Source organism: Arthrobacter sp. 05N425 (genome assembly GCF_056397125.1).
In genome coordinates, this window is sequence record NZ_JBFTMU010000008.1 from 1 (window position 1) to 18217 (window position 18217).

Genomic DNA, 18217 nt, shown 5'->3' on the forward strand with positions numbered 1-18217 from the left:
CGCTGGGGATGCCGAGAGTTTCGGGTCCGGTGAACTAAGGAGTTTTTTCGAATGGCTATTTGGGGTGCAGATGTTGCTCAGCTCAAGACTCTTGGGACGAAGCTGCAGGCCGGTTCTCAGGAGATCGACAACCAGAGGTCGATGCTGACCAAGGTCCTGGCCGGTACCCAGTGGCTGGGCCCGGACGCGGAGAAGTTCCGCAACGAGTGGAACGGCGAGCACGTTGCCGCGCTCACCCGGGTGTCCCAGGCGCTGCAGCAGGCCAGCCAGCAGGCCAACCGCAACGCCACCGAGCAGGAAAGCGCCTCCTCGCGCTAGCCGGAATCCTCTCCAGATCAGCCCGGACGCAACCGCGTCCGGGCTGATCGTTTAAAGCGGCCCGCCCAAAGCCGCCGGGCACCGGCAGGCTGCGCCGCCCGGACCCGCTCCTGACCGGACAATGTCCGGGATCTAGGGCAGGATAGGTCTGTGAGCACAGGGAAGACAGCAGCAGATACCGAAACCCTCAGCCCGGCCGGGGAACTGGTCCCCTCGGAGGCCATCCGCGCCGAGTATGAAGAACTGGTCGAGGAGGTCCGCAAGCACCGCTTTGCGTACTACCAGGAGGACGCCCCGATCATCTCCGACGCCGAGTTCGACGAGCTCTTCCGGCGGCTGGAGACCATCGAGGCCATGCACCCCGAACTGGTCGCCAACGATTCGCCCACCCAGGAGGTGGGCGGCGAAGTCTCCGCCGCCTTCGCCGCCGTCGAACACCTGACCCGGATGTACAGCCTCGAGGACGTGTTCTCGCTCGAAGAGCTGGAGGCCTGGATCGCCAAGGCCGAGGCCGGCGTCGCCAAGCTCGGTAACGGCGGCAACCCGCCGTCGTGGCTCACCGAACTCAAGATCGACGGCCTGGCCGTGAACCTGCTCTACCGCGACGGCGTGCTCGTCCGCGCGGCCACCCGCGGCGACGGCTTCACCGGGGAAGACATCACCCACAACGTCCTGACCATCAAGGAAATCCCGCAGCAGCTCAAGGGCGGGAACTTCCCGGCCGAGATGGAGATCCGCGGCGAGGTCTTCATCCCGTCCAAGGCGTTCGCGGAATTCAACGAGGCGCTGATCGAGGCCGGCAAGGCGCCGCTGGCCAACCCGCGCAACGCCGCCGCCGGCTCGCTGCGGCAGAAGGACCCGGCGGAGACCGCCAAGCGGCCGCTCAAGATGTACGTGCACGGCATCGGCGCCCGCGAGGGCCTCGAAACCGTCAGCCAGTCGGACACCTACCGCCAACTCGCCGACTGGGGGCTGCCCACCAGCCCGTACTTCGAGGTGCTGCCCGGCCTGACGGAAGTGCTGGACTTCATCCGGCGCTACGGAGACAAACGGCACAGCCTCAGCCATGAGATCGACGGCATCGTGGTCAAGGTGGACGACTTCGCCACCCAGCGCGCCCTCGGCTACACCTCCCGGGTCCCTCGCTGGGCCGTGGCCTACAAGTACCCGCCGGAAGAGGTCAACACCAAGCTGCTCGATATCGCCGTCAACGTGGGCCGCACCGGCCGCGTCACCCCCTACGGCGTGATGGTGCCGGTCAAGGTGGCCGGCTCCACGGTGGAAATGGCCACCCTGCACAACCAGGAGGTCGTCAAGGCCAAGGGCGTCAAGATCGGCGACATCGTGGTGCTGCGCAAGGCCGGGGACGTCATCCCGGAAATCGTCGGGCCCGTGCTGGCCCTCCGCGACGCCCAGGACCCGCCGGTGCGCGACTTCGTCATGCCCACCGAATGCCCCGCCTGCGGCACACCGCTCGCACCGGCCAAGGAAGGCGACGTCGACATCCGCTGCCCCAATGCCCGGTCCTGCCCGGCGCAGCTGCGCGAACGCGTCTTCCACCTGGCCGGCCGCGGCGCCTTCGACATCGAGGCCCTCGGTTGGGAAGCGGCGATCGCCCTGACCCAGCCGGCCGAGCCCGACGTCGCACCGCTCACCACGGAGGCGAACCTGTTCCGGCTCACGCCCGAGGACCTTGCCGGGGTCCGGATCCGCCGCGAAAAGCGCTCCAAGGGCGTGGCGACCGGCGAGTTCGAGCTGGTGCCGTACTTCTACACCAAGGGCACGGCCAAGGTCCCGTCCAAGCCGACCGCCACCACCGAGAAGCTCTTCAACGAACTCGAAAAGGCCAAGACCCAGCCGCTCTGGCGCGTCCTGGTGGCGCTGTCCATCCGCCACGTGGGACCGCGGGCGTCGCGTGCACTGGCCACCGCCTTCGGAACCATGGATGCCATCCGCCAGGCCTCCGAGGAGGAACTGGCCAACGTCGACGGCGTGGGGCCGGTGATCGCCGTCGCGCTCAAGGAATGGTTCGCCGAAGACTGGCACCGTGAAATCGTGGACACCTGGGCCGCCGACGGAGTCCGGATGGAGGACGAGCGCGACGAGTCGACCCCGCGCACCCTGGAGGGCCTGACCGTTGTGGTCACCGGCAGCCTGGAGGGCTTCAGCCGGGACGAGGCCAAGGAAGCGATTTTGGTCCGCGGCGGCAAGGCTGCCGGATCGGTCTCCAAGAACACCAGCTACGTGGTGGCCGGTGAGAACGCGGGCACCAAGCTGGACAAGGCGGAACAGCTGGGCCTGCCGGTCCTGGATGAGGACGGCTTCCGCGCGCTGCTCGCTAACGGCCCGGCCGGGCTCGGCGACGACGCCGGCTCGGGCGGCGACGCCGGCTCGGGCGACGACGGCGACGCCGGCTCGGGCGACGACGGCGACGGCGGCGCCGGGAGTGACGGCGAAGACCACCAGGAGGCGGGCGAGTGAGCTCCGGCCCGGAAGAATTTCCCGCGCCGGCCGCGTTCCTGGAACTGGCGCTGGAGGCGGCTGCCGCGGGCGCCGCGGTGCTGGCCGGCCGGAGTGCCGCCGCGCTGGGCGTGAGCAACAAGGGTGATTCGGGGGACTGGGTGACCTCCTTCGACCTCGCGTCCGAGGCCGCCGTCCGCGAGGTCATCACCCGGGCCCGGCCGGAGGACGCGATCACCGGCGAGGAGGGCGGCACCGTGCTGCCCGCGAACTCCAGCGGTTTCCGCTGGTCGATCGACCCGCTCGACGGCACCACCAACTTCATCCGCAACATCGTCTACTACGGAACCTCGGTGGCAGTGGCCGGCCCGGACGGCGCCTGGCTGGCCGGCGTCGTCCACGCGCCCGCGCTGGGGCGCGTCTACTATGCCTCCCGCGGCCACGGCGCCTGGCTCGAGGAGAGCGGGCAGCGCTCGCAGCTCTACGGACCGGTGCCGGGCCGGACCGGCCAGATCCTGGCGACGGGCTTCAGCTACGACAGGGGCGTCCGGGCCGAACAGGCTTCCGCGCTGGGCGGCCTTATGGACGGCTTCGCGGACGTCCGCCGGCTGGGATCCGCGGCGCTGGATCTCTGCCTGGTGGCGGACGGCACGCACGATGCCTACGGCGAACGCGGACTCAACGAACACGACTTCGCCGCCGGCGCCCTGATCGCCGAGGAGGCCGGCTGCTGGGTGCGCCGTCCCCGGCTGACCAGCGTGCTCGACGGCGGGCCCTCCGACGACGAGCGGCTCGCGGCATGGACCTGCGCGGGGCCCCTGGAGCTCTCCGGCAAGTTCCCGCTCTGACGGCACGTCCGGGCTGGCGCAGCCGGCCCGGCGCCTGATAGTTCAGTCACGGAAACCGCCCGTTGGTCCCTGACCCTGCGCGGGCGCCCGTACCATAGACAGGTGCATTCGCAGATCCTCATTCGCCCCGCCGTCCCGGCCGATTACGACGCCGTCGCCCGCATCACCCGGGACGCCTACCTGGCCGCGGGCCACTTTGAGGACGCGGACCACCCGTACATGCAGGAAATCCAGCGGGTCGCCCAGCGGCACGGCAACGCGACCATCTGGGTGGCGGAGCGCGCCGGCCGGATTGTCGGTTCGGTGACCCTCGCCGTCGCGGGGGAGCCCTACGCAGACATCGCCCGGACGGACGAGCTGGAGTTCCGGATGCTCGTGGTGGACCCCGCGGTGCAGCGCAGCGGCGCCGGCAAAGCCATGGTGCAGGCCATCATCGAGCACGCCAGGTCCCTGCCGGGCATCACCGGCGTCGCCCTCACCACCGGCCGGACCTGGGAAAGCGCCCACGGCCTGTACCGGAAGACCGGCTTCCAGCGTGTCCCCGAGCGCGACTGGTTCGTCCCGGGCACGGACATCAAACTGCTCGTCTACCGCCTCGACCTCTAGAACCAGCCCCTAGCTTCGGACCGCTCAGGGTAGGGTTGCAGCCAGCACACCACCGCAAACCCACGCTGGAAAAACAGCACGAGTACGGCTGGAGGATCCATGGCACCGCACATCCCCGACACCATCGACGAGAAGTTGCTCGGCCTCTATCTGTCCGACCACCTGACCGGCGCCACCGCCGGACTGGGCCGCATCGAGCGGATGGTCAAGGACTTCACGGATACCCCGGTCCACACCGAGCTCGCCACCGTGGCCGCGGAGATCCGCCGCGAGCGCGAGCTGCTCCGCAGCCTGCTCCGCGAGCTGGGCGTCCGCACCCGCCCGCACCGCCAGGCTGCGGCATGGCTCGCGGAACATGCGGGCCGGCTCAAGCTCAACGGCCGGCTGCTGAGCCGTTCGCCCATGACCCTGGTGCTGGAATCCGAACTGATGCGCGCCGCCGTCCTGGCCAAGATCGGCGGCTGGCAGACGCTGGAGGAACTGGCGCCGGAACTCGGTCTCGATCCCGCCAGATTTGCCGATCTCACCGCCGAGGGGCACGCGCAGATCGAAGCCCTGGGCCGCGTGCACGAACACGCCCGCCGCAACGCCTTCCGCAGGGGACGCAGCATCACCGGCTGAGCGGCCGGTCGAGGGAGTTCCTAGCGGCCGGGGAGCGCGGGCACCCCGTAGCGGTGCTCCGGGCGGCCCGTCGTGCCGTAGCGCAGCTGGATGTCGACGGCCCCGTCGTCCGCCAGCGAGGAGAGGTAACGCTGCGCGGTGGCCCGGGAGACGCCCACGCGGGCGGCCACTTCCGCCGCCGAATACTGTTCCCCGGGTTCCAGCGATTCCAGCACCGCCGCCTCCGTGGCGGACCGCGGCCGCGCGGAGGCCGTGACGTCGCCCGGGATGAGGGCGCGCTTGGCCCGTTCCACCGTCTCCTGCGTGAGGTTCCCCGGCTGGGCCAGGATGCGGCGGTAGCGCGCGTAGGAGCGCAATTGCTGGGAGAGCGACTCGGCCGTGAACGGCTTGAGCAGGTAGCCCAGGGCACCGCGCCGGAAGGCGACCCGGATTGACGCCGCATCCGAGGCGGCGCTGAGGATCATGGTGTCCACATCCAGCTGGTGCAGCAGGTCCAGCCCGGAGGCGTCCGGCAGGTACACGTCCAGCAGCACCAGGTCCGGGCGGAGGCTGTGGATGGACTGCAGGGCCTGCGACGCCGACCCGGCGGGCGCCAGCGCCAGGAAGCCCGCCACGGAATCCACATAGGCCGCGTGGAGCTTGGCGACGTGGAAGTCGTCGTCCACAATCAGCACCCGGAAATCTTCAGACATCGTTGTCTCCTTCGGTCGAGTCGGCGATGGTCCCGGGGAGGGTCGCCATGAACACGGCTCCCGGCCCGCCGGGCGCACCCCGCTCCAGCACCGTCACGTCACCGCCGCGGCGCCGGGCCAGCTGCCGGGCCAGGGCCAGCCCCAGGCCCTGCCCGGCACCGGCCCGGGCGGGTTGCCCCGAGGTGGTGAAACCCTCGGCAAAAACGTCTTCCGCACCGCCGTCGGCACCGCCGCCGCCGGCAGCCGTGAAACCGTCGCCGCCGCCGGGCAGGCCGTCGCCGGAGTCGCCCACGATGATGTGCAGGGTGCCGGCGGCCCCGCCGTCGCCGGGTGCGTCCAGCACCTCGACTTCCACCCAGCGGTCGGCCGCGGCGCCGGCGACCGCGGCGTTCACGGCGTTGTCGATCAGGTTGCCCAGCACGGTGGTGACCTCCTGCGGCTCGATGACGTGGCCGCGGACCAGGGTTTCGGGGCCGAGCCGCAGGCTGACGCCGCGCTCGTCGGCTTCCACACCCTTGGCGCCCAGGAACGCCTGCAGGTAGGGGTCCTGCAGCAGCTCGGCCTGTTCCACCGGGAACTTCAACGGCCCGGTGGCCGCCAGCCGGGCCAGGTAGTCGCGCGCTTGCTGGTGCTGCCCGATGCTCATGAAGCCGGCGATCGTGTGCAGCTGGTTGGCGAACTCGTGGCGTTGGGCGCGCAGGGCGGTGGACATGGTCCCAACGGCATCGAGCTGGCGGGTGAGCTGCTGGAGCTCGGTCCGGTCCCGGAGCATGACCACCCAGCCCAGGTCCTCCCGGCCGTGCAGGGCCTTGCGGGCGCTCGCCACCAGCACGCGGCCGCCGGCCAGGAACTCCACGGCGTCGCCCTCGGCGGCGTCCGGCCTGGTCAGGGCCTTGAGCGGTACGGGCACCGGCGCCGCCGCCCAGCTGGTTCCGGCCAGGTCCGGCTGGGCCAGCATCCGCCGGGCCGCGGCGTTGAAGACGCTGATCCGGCCGTCGGCGGACACGCCGATCACGCCGTCGTCCACGCCCTGCAGGACCGCCACCTGGTCGTGGACCAGGGTGCTGATTTCCTCCGGTTCCAGCCCCAGGGTCAGCCGGCGGAGCCGGTGCCGCAGCAGGAACGAGACGAGGGTGCCGGCCAGCAGCGCGCCGGCCGCCGTCAGTGCGATCGGGACGATGTCGCGGGCGAGGCTCTGGCCGATGGTCTCGGTGGAGTAGCCCACGCTGACCTCGCCCACCACGGCGGACGAGCCCGGCGCGAAGACCGGGACCTTGGCGCCGGCCGAGGGGCCCAGGGTGCCGGTGTTCCGGGTGGTGACCTCCTTGCCGGAGAGCGCCTCGGAGGGATCGGTACTGACCCGTTGGCCCAGCCGGTCGGCGTCGGGATGCGCCAGCCGCAGTCCGGTCTCGTCGGTGACGACGACGAACAGCGCGCCGGTGCGCGCCCGGGCGCCCTCCGCGGCGGCCATCAGCGGGCCGGCGAGGAGCTCCGCGGGCGGGGGAGTGCCGGGCCGTGCGCTGATCTGCTGCACCTCGGCCCGGACCGCCGGGTCCGACGCCACCGTGCGGGCCAGGGTCAGTGCCTGGTTCTCCGCCTCGCGGCCCAGCCGCTCGTACGTCAGCCAGGCGTGCACGGCGCTGCTGAGCAGCACCACGAGGGCCACCACGCCGAGCTGGAGCAGCAGGGTCTGGGTCGTGAACCGCAGGGGAGGGCGGCGTTTGAGGGCTCCCACGGCGGCCCTCCTTCGATGATCCGGTGACTTCARCAGCTGTGAGCAAAATGCGCAAAATGCGTCCAACAAGCAGTATGCCAATCAATTGAGGCAAAGGCACTCCCGTGACGCACGCCACCCTAACGTCTGTAGTGCGCATCACAGCGGAGTGGTGCGGAACACAGAAGAAGGAGCCGGCCGTGCTGGTATTACTTGGATTCGCCATGATTGCGGTCTTCATGGTGCTGATCATGACGAAGAAGCTGACGCCGGTACTGGCGCTCATCATCGTCCCCACCGTTTTTGGACTGTTCGCCGGCGCCGGCCTGGGCATCGGCCCCATGGTGCTCGACTCGATGAAGTCGATGACGTCCACGGCCGCGCTGCTGATGTTCGCCATCATCTACTTCGGCCTGATGATCGACGTCGGGCTCTTTGACCCGCTGGTCCGGTTCATCCTGCGCAAGCTCGGCAACGACCCGGCCAAGGTGGTCCTGGGCACCGCGATCCTCGCCGCGGCGGTCTCGCTCGACGGCGACGGCTCCACCACCTTCATCCTCACCACCGCCGCCATGCTCCCGGTCTACCTGCGGCTGAAGATGAGCCCCGTGGTCCTCACCTGCGTGGCCGGCCTGGCCAACGGCACCATGAACATCCTGCCCTGGGGCGGACCGACCGCCCGCGCCGCCTCCGCGCTGAAGATCAGCGTCTCCGACGTCTTCGTCCCGATGATCCCCTCGCTGGTCGCGGGCCTCGTCATCGTGTTTGTCTTCGCCTGGCTGCTGGGCCTGCAGGAACGCAACCGGCTGCGTACCGTGGCCCCGGAGATCTGGGCCGAGGGCGGTCAGTTCGACGGCGGAGCCGGCGCCGGTGCAGCCGGCGGCACCGGCCGCTTCGGCTCCGGACGCAAGGTCACCGGCCCCGCCGGGGGAGCCCCCGCCGCCGGCGGCGGGTCCGCCGTCGCCGTGCTGGAGCGCACCGAAGACCTCGTCGACGAGCGCGACTCCGCCATGGCGGACACCGCGCTGGATCCCAACCGCAAGACCCTGCGTCCCCAGCTCTTCTGGTTCAACCTGGGTCTGACGGTCGCCGTGATGGTGACACTCGTCGCCAACATCATTCCGCTGCCGTTCGTCTTCATGGTGGGCGCCGCCGTCGCTCTGCTGGTCAACTTCCCCAAGGTCAAGGACCAGAGCGCCCAGCTGATCGCGCACGCACCCTCGATCGTCGCCGTCGTCAGCATGGTCATGGCCGCCGCGGTCCTCACCGGTGTCCTCAACGGCACCGGCATGGTCAAAGCCATGTCCGAATGGCTCGTGGCGATCATCCCGGCCGACATGGGCCCGTTCATGGCCGTCATCACCGGCGTCCTGAGCATCCCGATGACGTTCTTCATGAGCAACGACGCCTTCTACTTCGGCGTCCTGCCGGTCTTGAGCGAAACGGCCGCCCACTACGGCGTCGGCGCCGCGGACATGGCCCGCGCCTCGATCACCGGCCAGCCCTTCCACCTGCAGAGCCCGCTGGTGCCGGCCATCCTGCTCCTGGTCTCCCTGGCCAAGGTGGACCTGGGCGACCACCACAAGAAGGTCCTCTGGCGCACCGCCGTGATCTCCCTGGTCATGCTGGGAGTAGGGGTGCTCACCGGAGCCATCGGCATCGGCTGACAAACCGCACGAGATGACAGTTCGCGGCAGTGTTTGCACAAAACATTGCCGCGAACTGTCATCTCGGCGTCCGACGGTAACAGCAGTTCAACCCACGTAGACTGGGACGGAAAATAATCCGAACTTGCAGGGGAGATCCATGGCTGCGATCAACCGCGACGACGTCGCGCATCTCGCGCGTCTCGCGCACATCGAGATGAGTGCTGAAGAGCTGGACAGGATGGCCGGCGAACTCGCCGTCATCGTCGATTCGGTTAAGTCCGTCAGTGAAGCCGCCGGTGATGACGTCCCGGCCACATCCCACCCGATCCCGCTGACCAACGTGTTCCGCGAGGACGTTGTGGGCCACACCTTCACGGCCGAGCAGGCACTTTCCGGAGCCCCCGACGCGTATGAGGGCCGCTTCAAGGTCCCGGCAATCCTGGATGAGGACTAAGACCATGACTGAAACCACCCCCGAGCTGTTCCGCCTCTCCGCGGCCGCGCTCGCCGAGAAGCTCGCTGCGCGCGAGGTCACCGCCGTCGAGGTCACCCAGGCGCACCTGGACCGGATCGCCGCCGTCGACGGCCAGGTCCACGCCTTCCTGCACGTCAACGCCGAGGAAGCCCTCGCCGTCGCCGCCGAGGTGGACGCGATCCGCGCCGCCGGCGGCGCCGCTGCCGAAGAGCTGCACGTGCTCGCCGGCGTCCCGATCGCGGTCAAGGACCTGATCGTCACCATCGGCCAGCCCACCACCGCCGGCTCCAAGATCCTCGAAGGCTGGCACAGCCCCTACGACGCAACCGTGGTGGAGCGCCTTCGCGCCGCCAAGATGCCGATCCTGGGCAAGACCAACCTGGACGAGTTCGCCATGGGCTCCTCCACCGAGCACTCCGCGTTCGGCCCCACCCACAACCCCTGGGACCTGGAGCGCATCCCGGGCGGCTCCGGCGGCGGTTCCGCTGCCGCCGTCGCGGCCTTCGAAGCCCCGCTCGCGCTCGGCACGGACACCGGCGGGTCCATCCGCCAGCCCGGCGCCGTCACCGGCACCGTCGGCGTGAAGCCCACCTACGGCGGCGTCTCCCGCTACGGCGCCATCGCGATGGCCTCCTCGCTGGACCAGATCGGCCCGGTCTCCCGCACCGTGCTGGACTCGGCCCTGCTGCACCAGGTGATCGGCGGCCACGACCCGCGCGACTCCACCTCACTGCCGGACCCGCTCGAGGACCTCGTGGCCGCGGCCCGGACCGGCAACGTCGAGGGCATGAAGATCGGCATCATCAAGGAACTCCACGGCGAGGGTTACCAGGCCGGCGTCGAAAACCGCTTCAACGAGGCGCTGGAGCTGCTCAAGGGCGCCGGCGCCGAGATCGTCGAGGTCTCCTGCCCCAACTTCAAGTACGCGCTGGGCGCCTACTACCTGATCATGCCCTCCGAGGCCTCCTCCAACCTGGCCAAGTTCGACGGCGTCCGGTTCGGCCTGCGGGCGCTGCCCGCAGAGGGCCCGCTGACGATCGAACGCGTCATGGGAGCCACCCGCGCTGCCGGCTTCGGCGACGAGGTCAAGCGCCGCATCATCCTGGGCACCTACGCCCTCAGCGCCGGCTACTACGACGCCTACTACGGCTCGGCCCAGAAGGTGCGCACCCTGATCCAGCGCGACTTCGACGCCGCGTTCGCCCAGGCCGACGTGCTGATCTCCCCGACGGCGCCGACCACGGCCTTCAAGCTCGGCGAGAAGCTCAACGACCCGCTCGCGATGTACCTCAACGACGTCGCCACGATCCCGGCCAACATGGCCGGCGTCCCAGGGCTTTCCCTGCCCGGCGGCCTCGCCGACGAGGACGGACTGCCGGTGGGCGTCCAGCTGCTCGCCCCGGCGCGCCAGGATGCCCGGCTGTACCGTGTCGGCGCCGTGCTCGAGTCGCTGCTTGAGGCGCAGTGGGGCGGCCCGCTGCTGGACAAGGCCCCTTCCCTGACGGGCTCCGCCCTTTCTGACGCTGCCGCTTCGAGCCACGGAGGTTCACACTAATGACTGACGCAACCCTCAGCTTCGAAGAGGCGATGGAGAAGTACGACCCCGTCCTGGGCTTCGAGGTCCACGTCGAACTCAACACCAAGACCAAGATGTTCTCCTCCGCCCCGAACGTCTTCGGCGACGAACCGAACACCAACGTCAACGAGGTGGACCTTGGCATGCCCGGCGTGCTGCCCGTGGTGAACAAGACCGCGATCGAATCCTCGATCAAGATCGGCCTGGCGCTGAACTGCAAGATCGCCGAGACCTGCCGCTTCGCCCGGAAAAACTACTTCTACCCGGACACCCCGAAGAACTTCCAGACCTCCCAGTACGACGAGCCGATCGCGTACGACGGCTACCTGGACATCGAACTCTCCGACGGCACCGTGTTCCGGGTCGAGATCGAACGCGCCCACATGGAGGAGGACGCAGGCAAGCTCACCCACATGGGCGGCGCCGCCGGCCGCATCCAGGGCGCGGACTACTCGCTCGTGGACTACAACCGCTCCGGCGTGCCGCTGGTCGAGATCGTCACCAAGCCGATCGAGGGCGCCGGCAGCCGCGCGCCCGAGCTGGCCAAGGCCTACGTCGCCGCGGTCCGGGAAATCGTCAAGAACCTCGGCGTCTCGGACGCCAAGATGGAACGCGGCAACGTCCGCTGCGACGCGAACGTCTCACTCCGCCCGCACGGCCGCGAACGCTTCGGCATCCGTTCCGAGACCAAGAACGTCAACTCCCTGCGCGCCGTCGAACACGCCGTCCGGTACGAGATCCAGCGGCACGCCGCCGTGCTGGAGTCCGGCCAGCCGGTCATCCAGGAGACCCGGCACTGGCACGAGGACACCCGCTCCACCACCTCGGGCCGGCCCAAGTCCGACGCCGACGACTACCGCTACTTCCCGGAACCGGACCTGGTGCCGATCGTCGCGTCGCGCGAGTGGGTCGAGGAGCTCCGGGCCACGCTGCCGGAGCCGCCGGCCGCCCGCCGCAAGCGCCTGCAGGCCGACTGGGGCTACTCCGACCTGGAGTTCCGCGACGTCGTCAACGCCGGCGTGATGGACGAGATCGAGGAAACCATCGCCGCCGGCGCCACCGCCACCGTGGCCCGCAAGTGGTGGATGGGCGAGATCGTCGGACGCGCCAAGAACGCCGACGTCGACCCCGGCCAGCTCGGCGTCGCCCCGGCCACCATCGTGGAACTGAACCAGATGGTCGAGGACGGCAAGATCAACAACAAGATGGCCTCCGAGGTCCTGGACGGCGTCCTCGCCGGCGAGGGCACCCCGGCGGAAATCGTCGAGAAGCGCGGCCTCGCCGTGGTCTCCGACGACGGCCCGCTGCTCGAAGCCATCGACGCGGTCCTCGCCGCGCAGCCCGGAGTCGCGGACAAGATCCGCGCCGGCAAGCTCCAGGCGATCGGCGCGATCGTCGGCGGCGTCATGAAAGCCACCCGCGGGCAGGCCGACGCCGGCCGCGTCAAGGAGCTGATCCTGCAGCGCCTCGGCGTCGAAGGCTAGGCCCTAGCCGCCCACTAGATCGGTCATGATGGTCTGCAGCGCTTCGCAGACCATCATGACCGATTTGCGTTTAAGGTTCTCCGGCCGGGCCAGGATGTCGATCCGGCGCCGGGTGCTGATCCCCTCCAGCGGCCTGAGCACGATCTCCGGGTTGAGCACAGGGCGCGCGGTGTGCCGGGGCAGCAGCCCGATCACGCTCCCGGTCGCCACCAGCGCCGCCACCGTGGAGTAGTCATTGATCCGGTGCACGATGTTCAGCTCGCGGCTGGATACGGCCGCGACGGCGGAGAGCACGTCGGCGGGGGAGTAGCCGGTGTGGCTCGTCACCCAGGGTTCGCCAACGACGTCGTCGGCCGTCACCGCCCGCTGCCCGGCGAGCCGGTGCCCGGCCGGCAGCGCCACGTCCAGCGGCTCGTGCGCGAGCGGGATCACCGCCACCCGCTCCTGGGGCCACCGCGGGCTGTGGTCCATCCGGTGCGCGAGGACCAGGTCATACCGGGCGGTCAGCGCCGGGAAGTCCTGCTGGGCCACGTCCTCGTCGGAGAGCTGGATCCTCGGCTGCCCGGGTCCGGCCAGCAGCCGGGCCAGCGGCGCGAACAAGGCCTGGCCGGCGCTGTGGAACCCGCTCAGGGACACCGGCGCCACCGGCGAGCCGTGGTACGCGCCGATCGCCGTCCTGGCGTCCGCCATCGCGCTCACGACGGCGGCCCCGGCGTCTGCGAGCACCTGGCCGGCCTCGGTGAGGACCAGGTTCCGGCCCTCCTTCCGGGTCAGCGGCACGTCCACCGACTTCTGCAGGGCGGCCAACTGCTGGGACACCGCCGAGGGCGTGACCAGAAGCGTTTCCGCGACGGCCTTGACGCTGCCCAGGGCGCCGAGTTCGCGGAGCATTTCGAGCTGGTGAATTTCCATGGCCACCATCCTAGAGCTAAGCCAGCGCTAAATCGTCGATTGAGAAAAATCCGGTTGTGCTAATGCTTTCCGCCGGGTCTAATGAGGTGAGTTGTCCCACACCACCGCTCCCGTCCCGGAGCGGCCAGCACAGTTAGGCAGGCCCATGAAGGCTCTCTACAAGTCCGGCGCCCACGCGGGATTCGAACTGGTCGACCGCCCGGAGCCGGAGACCGGGGCCGGGGACGTCAAGATCCGCGTCATGACCACCGGAATCTGCGGCACCGACCTGCACATCCAGTCGTGGGACGCCTGGGCGCAGGGCATCATCAACGCGCCGCTGATCGCCGGCCACGAGTTCTACGGTGAAGTCGTGGAGATCGGCGAGGACGTCATGGACGTCAAGGTCGGCGACCGGGTTTCCGGCGAGGGCCACATCGTCTGCGGCATCTGCCGCAACTGCCGCGCCGGCCGCAAGCAGATGTGCATCAACACCGTCAGCGTCGGCGTCCAGCGCGACGGAGCGTTCGCAGAGTACGTCGTCATCCCGGAAACCAACGTCTGGGTCCACCACGATCCGTCCGTGACCCCGGAGCTCGGCGCCATCTTCGACCCGTTCGGCAACGCCGTGCACACCGCGCTCAGCTTCCCGCTGGTGGGCGAGGACGTGCTCATCACCGGCGCCGGACCCATCGGCCTGATGGCGATCGCCGTCGCCCGCCACGCCGGGGCACGCAAGATCGCCATCACCGACGTCTCCGCCCCGCGCCTGGAACTGGCCCGCCGGCTCGGCGTCGACCTCGCGATCGACGTCTCCCGGATGCGGGTCAAGGACGGCCAGCGCGAACTGGGCATGCGGGAAGGCTTCGACATCGGCATGGAAATGTCCGGGCACCCCACGGCGCTGCCTGAGATGATCGACAACATGAACCACGGCGGCCGGATCGCGATGCTGGGGCTGCCCAGCCAGTCCATCGACATCGACTGGGGCAAAGTGGTCACGCACATGCTGACCATGAAAGGCATCTACGGCCGAGAGATGTTCGAGACCTGGTATGCCATGAGCGCCATGCTGTCCTCCAACCCGGTGCTGCACGCGAACATTTCCGCCGTGGTCACCGATACGCTGCCCGCCTCGGACTGGGAGAAGGGCTTCGAGATCGCCCGCGCCGGCGTCGGCGGCAAAGTCGTCCTCGACTGGACCGTCTTCTAGCCCCCGCCCGTTTCCGGTACCGTACAAAAATTCACCCCTGCACAGGAGCGCACCCCATGTATTCAGCCATCAAGGACCAGCTGCAGCACGAACTCGACGAGATCCGCGGTGCCGGCCTGTTCAAGACCGAACGGCACATCGATTCCCCGCAGGCCAGCCACATCAAGGCGGGCCAGCTCGGCCAGGGCAGCTCGGAGGTGCTGAACTTCTGCGCCAACAACTACCTCGGCCTCGCGGACCACCCCGAGATCATCGCAGCCGCCAAGGAGGCCATGGACGAACGCGGCTTCGGCATGGCCAGCGTGCGCTTCATCTGCGGCACCCAGGACCTGCACCTGGCCCTCGAGGCACGGGTGTCGAAGTTCCTCGGCACCGAGGACACCATCCTGTTCTCGAGCTGCTTCGACGCCAACGGCGGCGTCTTCGAGTCGCTCTTCGGCCCGGAAGACGCCGTCATCTCCGACGCGCTGAACCACGCCTCGATCATCGACGGGATCCGGCTGTGCAAGGCCCAGCGCTTCCGCTACGCCAACCAGGACATGGCGGACCTCGAGTCCCGGCTGATCGAGGCCACCACTCAGGAGAACCCGGCCCGCCGCAAGATCATCGTCACCGACGGCGTCTTCTCGATGGACGGCTTCCTCGCCCCGCTCGAGGCGATCTGCGACCTCGCCGAAAAGTATGACGCCATGGTCATGGTGGACGACTCGCACGCCGTCGGCTTCATGGGCGCCACCGGCGCCGGCACCCCGGAGCACGCCGGGGTCTCGGACCGGGTGGACATCTACACCGGCACCTTCGGCAAGGCCCTTGGCGGAGCCTCCGGCGGCTACGTCTCTGGCCGGCGCGAAGTCATCGCCATGCTCCGCCAGAAGGCACGCCCCTACCTGTTCTCCAACTCGCTGGCACCGGCCATCGTCGCCGCCACGCTGAAGGCCCTGGACCTGGTGGAGAACTCCGGCGAACTGCGCAGCAAGCTCTTCGCCAACGCGGAACTCTTCCGCCGCCGGATGGGCGAGGAAGGCTTCGAGCTGCTCGACGGCGAACACGCGATCGTCCCGGTCATGTTCGGCGACGCAGTGATGGCGGCGAAGGTCGCGGACGCAATGCTCGCCAACGGCGTCTTCGTCACCGCCTTCAGCTACCCGGTCGTGCCGAAGGGCGCCGCCCGCATCAGGGTCCAGCTCTCCGCCGCGCACAGCGCGGACGACGTCGAGAGCTGCGTCCAGGCGTTCGTCCGCAGCCGCGAGACGGTGGCCTGAAAGTACTGACGCGACCTCCCGCCGGGTGCAAGGATGGAGGCATGTCAGCTAAATACGATGTCGTGATCGTGGGCGGCGGCATTGCCGGCCTGTCCCTGGCCTCCGCCCTCGCCGGCAAATGCAGCGTGGCCCTGGTCGAAGCCGAGCAATCGCTGGGCTACCACACCTCCGCGCGCTCGGCCCGGCAGCTGATCCCCAGCTACGGGCCGCCCGTGGTCCAAGAGCTCACCATGCGCACGCTGGAGCTCATCGGCACCAAGGAGGGTACCCGGCCCGAACCCGTGCTCTCACCGCGCCGCTTCATGCTGATCGGTGACGAGGACGCCGTCCGGCAGCAGGCAAGCGGCTTTATGCACCGGATCAGCCACGCCGAGGCCCTGGAAATCTGCCCCGCGCTCAAACCGGACTCCTTCGCGGCCGCCGGCCTGGACTCCGGTTCGTTTGCCTGCAACGCGTCCCTGCTGCTGGAGGACCACCGCGAGCGGGCCGTCGAGGGCGGCGTGGACATCATCACCGGCGCACGGGTCCACTCGGCGCAGCGCCTCGGTTCCGGCTGGGAGCTCGGCGCCGGGCAGGAAGGTTTCGAAGCCGCGGTCGTGGTCAACGCCGCCGGCGCCTGGGCGGACGAATTCGCGGTGCTCAGCGGCGTCGAGAAGCTCGGACTCCAGCCCTACCGCCGCACCGCGGCGATTGTCGACGTCGAGCACCCCCTCCCGCAGGGCTGCCCGATGGTGGCGTCGGCCGGCAGTTTCTACTTCCGCCCGGACGGACGGCGGCAGGTGCTGATCTCGCCGTCGGAAACTGTGCCCAGCGGCCCCGAGGACGCCCAGCCGTATCCGGGCGACATCGAGGCGCTGATCGAGCGGCTCAACACGGTGACCACGATGGGGATCGGTAGCGTCAGCCGGGCGTGGACCGGGCTGCGGACCGAGGCCTCCGACGGTATCCCCGTGGTGGGATTCGACGCCGAGGCCACCGGCTTCTTCTGGCTCGCCGGGCAGGGCGGCTACGGCTTCCAGACCTCCTCCGGCATCGCGGAGCTGGCCGCGGAGCTGATCCTCGCCGGCCAGGGTTCGGCACAGCCGCTCCCGGCCGACAGTCCGGCATCCCGGACAGCCGCGGCACTGGCAGCGACCCGGATGTCTATCCGGGGCTGAAGAATGGACCCATGAGCACCCTCATCACCAACATCGCCGAACTGATGACCCAGGACGCGGACCACCGGGTCCTGAAGGATGCGGCCATCGTGATCGAGGGCGAACGCATCGCCTGGCTGGGTGCCGCCGCGGACGCCCCGGCGGCGGACGACGCCGTCGACGCCGCCGGCCGCGCGCTCCTGCCGGGCTGGGTGGATTCACACACGCACCTGATCTTCGCCGGCGACCGGACCGCGGAATTCGAGGCACGGATGGCGGGGGAGAGCTACAGCGCCGGAGGCATCGCCGTCACCACCGGAGCCACCCGGGCCACGGGCGACTTCGACCTCACCCGGCTCGCGCTGGGCCGGGTGGCGGAAGCCGTCGCCCAGGGGACCACCTACCTGGAGACCAAGACCGGCTACGGCCTGGACGTGGAGAACGAGGCCCGCAGCGCGAGGATCGCCTCCACCGTCGCGGACGAGGTCACCTACCTCGGCGCGCACCTGGTACCCGAAGGCCTCGACGCGGAGGAGTACACGGAGCTGGTCTGCGGACCAATGCTCGCCGCGGTCTGGCCCTACGTCCGCTGGGCCGACGTGTTTTGCGAACGCGGCGCGTTTAACGAGGACCAGTCCCGCCGGGTGCTCCAGGCCTGCCGGGACGCCGGACTGGGCCTGCGCGTGCACGGCAACCAGCTGGGCGAGGGTCCCGGGGTGCGGCTGGCAGTGGAGTTCGGCGCCGCGAGCGTGGACCACGTCAACTACCTCTCCCGCGAGGACGTCCACGCCCTCGCCGACAGCTGGTCCGGCTGGGAGGCAGCGGCCGGCGCGGGCGAGCGCGGCACCGTCGCGACCTGCCTGCCGGCCTGCGACCTGTCCACCCGGCAGCCGCTGGCTCCGGCCCGGGAACTGCTTGACGCCGGCGTCCAGCTAGCGCTCGCCTCCAACTGCAACCCCGGCACCTCTTATACGAGCTCGATGGCGTTCTGCGTCACCACCGCCGTGCTGCAGATGCGGCTCAGCGTGCACGAAGCCGTCCGGGCGGCGACGTACGGCGGTGCGCTGGCGCTGGGCCGGGAGTCCGGGAACGACGTCGACGGCGAGCGGGCGGTCGGCTCCATCGCCGTGGGCAACCGGGCGGATCTGCACCTGCTCAACGCCCCGTCCGCCACCCATCTGGCATACCGGCCAGGCATGCCGCTCACCCACGCCGTCTGGCGCGCCGGGGTCCGCGCCCGCTGACCGGCGCGCACCGGAGGCCAAGGAGGAA

The 18217-nt window shown here is 69.7% G+C and carries 16 protein-coding genes; 13 read left to right on the plus strand and 3 right to left on the minus strand.

The genetic code is table 11. The features are described from left to right. The first annotated feature begins 51 nt into the window (after nucleotides 1-51). From AC1DGE_RS11975 to AC1DGE_RS11995, 5 genes are all read left to right on the plus strand, one after another. Nucleotides 52-318 carry a hypothetical protein gene (locus tag AC1DGE_RS11975; protein ID WP_476909561.1) on the plus strand — a complete coding sequence of 89 codons (267 nt, stop codon included), beginning with the start codon at nucleotides 52-54 and terminating at the stop codon, nucleotides 316-318. Between the two features lie 150 nt (nucleotides 319-468). Further along, on the plus strand, nucleotides 469-2799 hold the full coding sequence (gene ligA, locus AC1DGE_RS11980; RefSeq protein ID WP_476917512.1) for an NAD-dependent DNA ligase LigA: 2331 nt from the start codon (nucleotides 469-471) through the stop codon (nucleotides 2797-2799). After that, nucleotides 2796-3626, plus strand: a complete 831-nt coding sequence (locus AC1DGE_RS11985) for an inositol monophosphatase family protein (protein ID WP_441419499.1) — start codon at nucleotides 2796-2798, stop codon at nucleotides 3624-3626. Before ligA ends, AC1DGE_RS11985 begins: the two co-directional genes overlap by 4 nt. Before the next feature lie 102 nt (nucleotides 3627-3728). Then, on the plus strand, nucleotides 3729-4232 hold the full coding sequence (locus AC1DGE_RS11990) for a GNAT family N-acetyltransferase (RefSeq protein ID WP_476917513.1): 504 nt from the start codon (nucleotides 3729-3731) through the stop codon (nucleotides 4230-4232). Nucleotides 4233-4331: 99 nt separating this feature from the next. After that, nucleotides 4332-4853, plus strand: a complete 522-nt coding sequence (locus tag AC1DGE_RS11995; protein ID WP_476917514.1) for a hypothetical protein — start codon at nucleotides 4332-4334, stop codon at nucleotides 4851-4853. A gap of 20 nt (nucleotides 4854-4873) precedes the next feature. On the opposite strand, the gene AC1DGE_RS12000 is transcribed toward AC1DGE_RS11995, so the two are convergent. After that, entirely contained in the window at nucleotides 4874-5545 is a 672-nt protein-coding gene (locus tag AC1DGE_RS12000; protein WP_441419502.1) for a response regulator, read from the minus strand. Next, entirely contained in the window at nucleotides 5538-7280 is a 1743-nt protein-coding gene (locus AC1DGE_RS12005; RefSeq protein WP_476917515.1) for a sensor histidine kinase, read from the minus strand. The genes AC1DGE_RS12000 and AC1DGE_RS12005 overlap by 8 nt, the downstream gene beginning before the upstream one ends. A gap of 179 nt (nucleotides 7281-7459) precedes the next feature. On the opposite strand from AC1DGE_RS12005, the gene AC1DGE_RS12010 reads away from it, so the two are divergent. The 4 genes from AC1DGE_RS12010 (at nucleotide 7460) to gatB (ending at nucleotide 12443) form a co-directional block, all read left to right on the plus strand. Further along, complete coding sequence (locus tag AC1DGE_RS12010) at nucleotides 7460-8926, plus strand: CitMHS family transporter (RefSeq protein WP_476917516.1); 1467 nt, start codon at nucleotides 7460-7462, stop codon at nucleotides 8924-8926. 139 nt (nucleotides 8927-9065) lie between these two features. Beyond that, nucleotides 9066-9362: an Asp-tRNA(Asn)/Glu-tRNA(Gln) amidotransferase subunit GatC gene (gatC, locus tag AC1DGE_RS12015; RefSeq protein ID WP_175323093.1), complete on the plus strand. Its 297-nt coding sequence runs from the start codon at nucleotides 9066-9068 to the stop codon at nucleotides 9360-9362. A gap of 4 nt (nucleotides 9363-9366) precedes the next feature. Further along, on the plus strand, nucleotides 9367-10938 hold the full coding sequence (gene gatA / locus AC1DGE_RS12020; RefSeq protein WP_476917517.1) for an Asp-tRNA(Asn)/Glu-tRNA(Gln) amidotransferase subunit GatA: 1572 nt from the start codon (nucleotides 9367-9369) through the stop codon (nucleotides 10936-10938). Beyond that, complete coding sequence (gatB, locus tag AC1DGE_RS12025; protein WP_441419506.1) at nucleotides 10938-12443, plus strand: Asp-tRNA(Asn)/Glu-tRNA(Gln) amidotransferase subunit GatB; 1506 nt, start codon at nucleotides 10938-10940, stop codon at nucleotides 12441-12443. The genes gatA and gatB overlap by 1 nt, the downstream gene beginning before the upstream one ends. 3 nt (nucleotides 12444-12446) lie before the next feature. Here gatB and AC1DGE_RS12030 read toward each other — a convergent pair whose 3' ends face one another. Beyond that, nucleotides 12447-13355: a LysR family transcriptional regulator gene (locus tag AC1DGE_RS12030; RefSeq protein ID WP_441419507.1), complete on the minus strand. Its 909-nt coding sequence runs from the start codon at nucleotides 13353-13355 to the stop codon at nucleotides 12447-12449. A gap of 145 nt (nucleotides 13356-13500) precedes the next feature. Between AC1DGE_RS12030 and tdh the strand changes: the two genes are divergently transcribed. The 4 genes from tdh to hutI are packed head-to-tail and all read left to right on the plus strand — an operon-like array spanning nucleotide 13501 to nucleotide 18189. Further along, nucleotides 13501-14547, plus strand: a complete 1047-nt coding sequence (gene tdh, locus AC1DGE_RS12035; RefSeq protein WP_476893508.1) for an L-threonine 3-dehydrogenase — start codon at nucleotides 13501-13503, stop codon at nucleotides 14545-14547. 56 nt (nucleotides 14548-14603) lie between these two features. Continuing rightward, nucleotides 14604-15809, plus strand: a complete 1206-nt coding sequence (locus AC1DGE_RS12040; RefSeq protein WP_476893509.1) for a glycine C-acetyltransferase — start codon at nucleotides 14604-14606, stop codon at nucleotides 15807-15809. 41 nt (nucleotides 15810-15850) lie between these two features. Beyond that, nucleotides 15851-16966, plus strand: coding sequence for an NAD(P)/FAD-dependent oxidoreductase (locus AC1DGE_RS12045; RefSeq protein ID WP_441419510.1), 1116 nt, complete (start codon nucleotides 15851-15853; stop codon nucleotides 16964-16966). Between the two features lie 11 nt (nucleotides 16967-16977). Continuing rightward, complete coding sequence (hutI, locus tag AC1DGE_RS12050) at nucleotides 16978-18189, plus strand: imidazolonepropionase (protein WP_476917518.1); 1212 nt, start codon at nucleotides 16978-16980, stop codon at nucleotides 18187-18189. The last annotated feature ends 28 nt before the right edge of the window (nucleotides 18190-18217 follow it).

What these genes read in the sequence shown, in the direction of transcription:
- AC1DGE_RS11975 (WP_476909561.1), top strand. Translation starts at nt 52, where the DNA reads ATGGCTATTTGGGGTGCAGATGTTGCTCAGCTCAAGACTCTTGGGACG.
- gatA (WP_476917517.1), top strand. Translation starts at nt 9,367, where the DNA reads ATGACTGAAACCACCCCCGAGCTGTTCCGCCTCTCCGCGGCCGCGCTC.
- AC1DGE_RS12045 (WP_441419510.1), top strand. Translation starts at nt 15,851, where the DNA reads ATGTCAGCTAAATACGATGTCGTGATCGTGGGCGGCGGCATTGCCGGC.
- AC1DGE_RS11995 (WP_476917514.1), top strand. Translation starts at nt 4,332, where the DNA reads ATGGCACCGCACATCCCCGACACCATCGACGAGAAGTTGCTCGGCCTC.
- AC1DGE_RS12040 (WP_476893509.1), top strand. Translation starts at nt 14,604, where the DNA reads ATGTATTCAGCCATCAAGGACCAGCTGCAGCACGAACTCGACGAGATC.
- gatB (WP_441419506.1), top strand. Translation starts at nt 10,938, where the DNA reads ATGACTGACGCAACCCTCAGCTTCGAAGAGGCGATGGAGAAGTACGAC.
- AC1DGE_RS12030 (WP_441419507.1), bottom strand. Translation starts at nt 13,355, where the DNA reads ATGGAAATTCACCAGCTCGAAATGCTCCGCGAACTCGGCGCCCTGGGC.
- tdh (WP_476893508.1), top strand. Translation starts at nt 13,501, where the DNA reads ATGAAGGCTCTCTACAAGTCCGGCGCCCACGCGGGATTCGAACTGGTC.
- hutI (WP_476917518.1), top strand. Translation starts at nt 16,978, where the DNA reads ATGAGCACCCTCATCACCAACATCGCCGAACTGATGACCCAGGACGCG.
- gatC (WP_175323093.1), top strand. Translation starts at nt 9,066, where the DNA reads ATGGCTGCGATCAACCGCGACGACGTCGCGCATCTCGCGCGTCTCGCG.
- AC1DGE_RS12000 (WP_441419502.1), bottom strand. Translation starts at nt 5,545, where the DNA reads ATGTCTGAAGATTTCCGGGTGCTGATTGTGGACGACGACTTCCACGTC.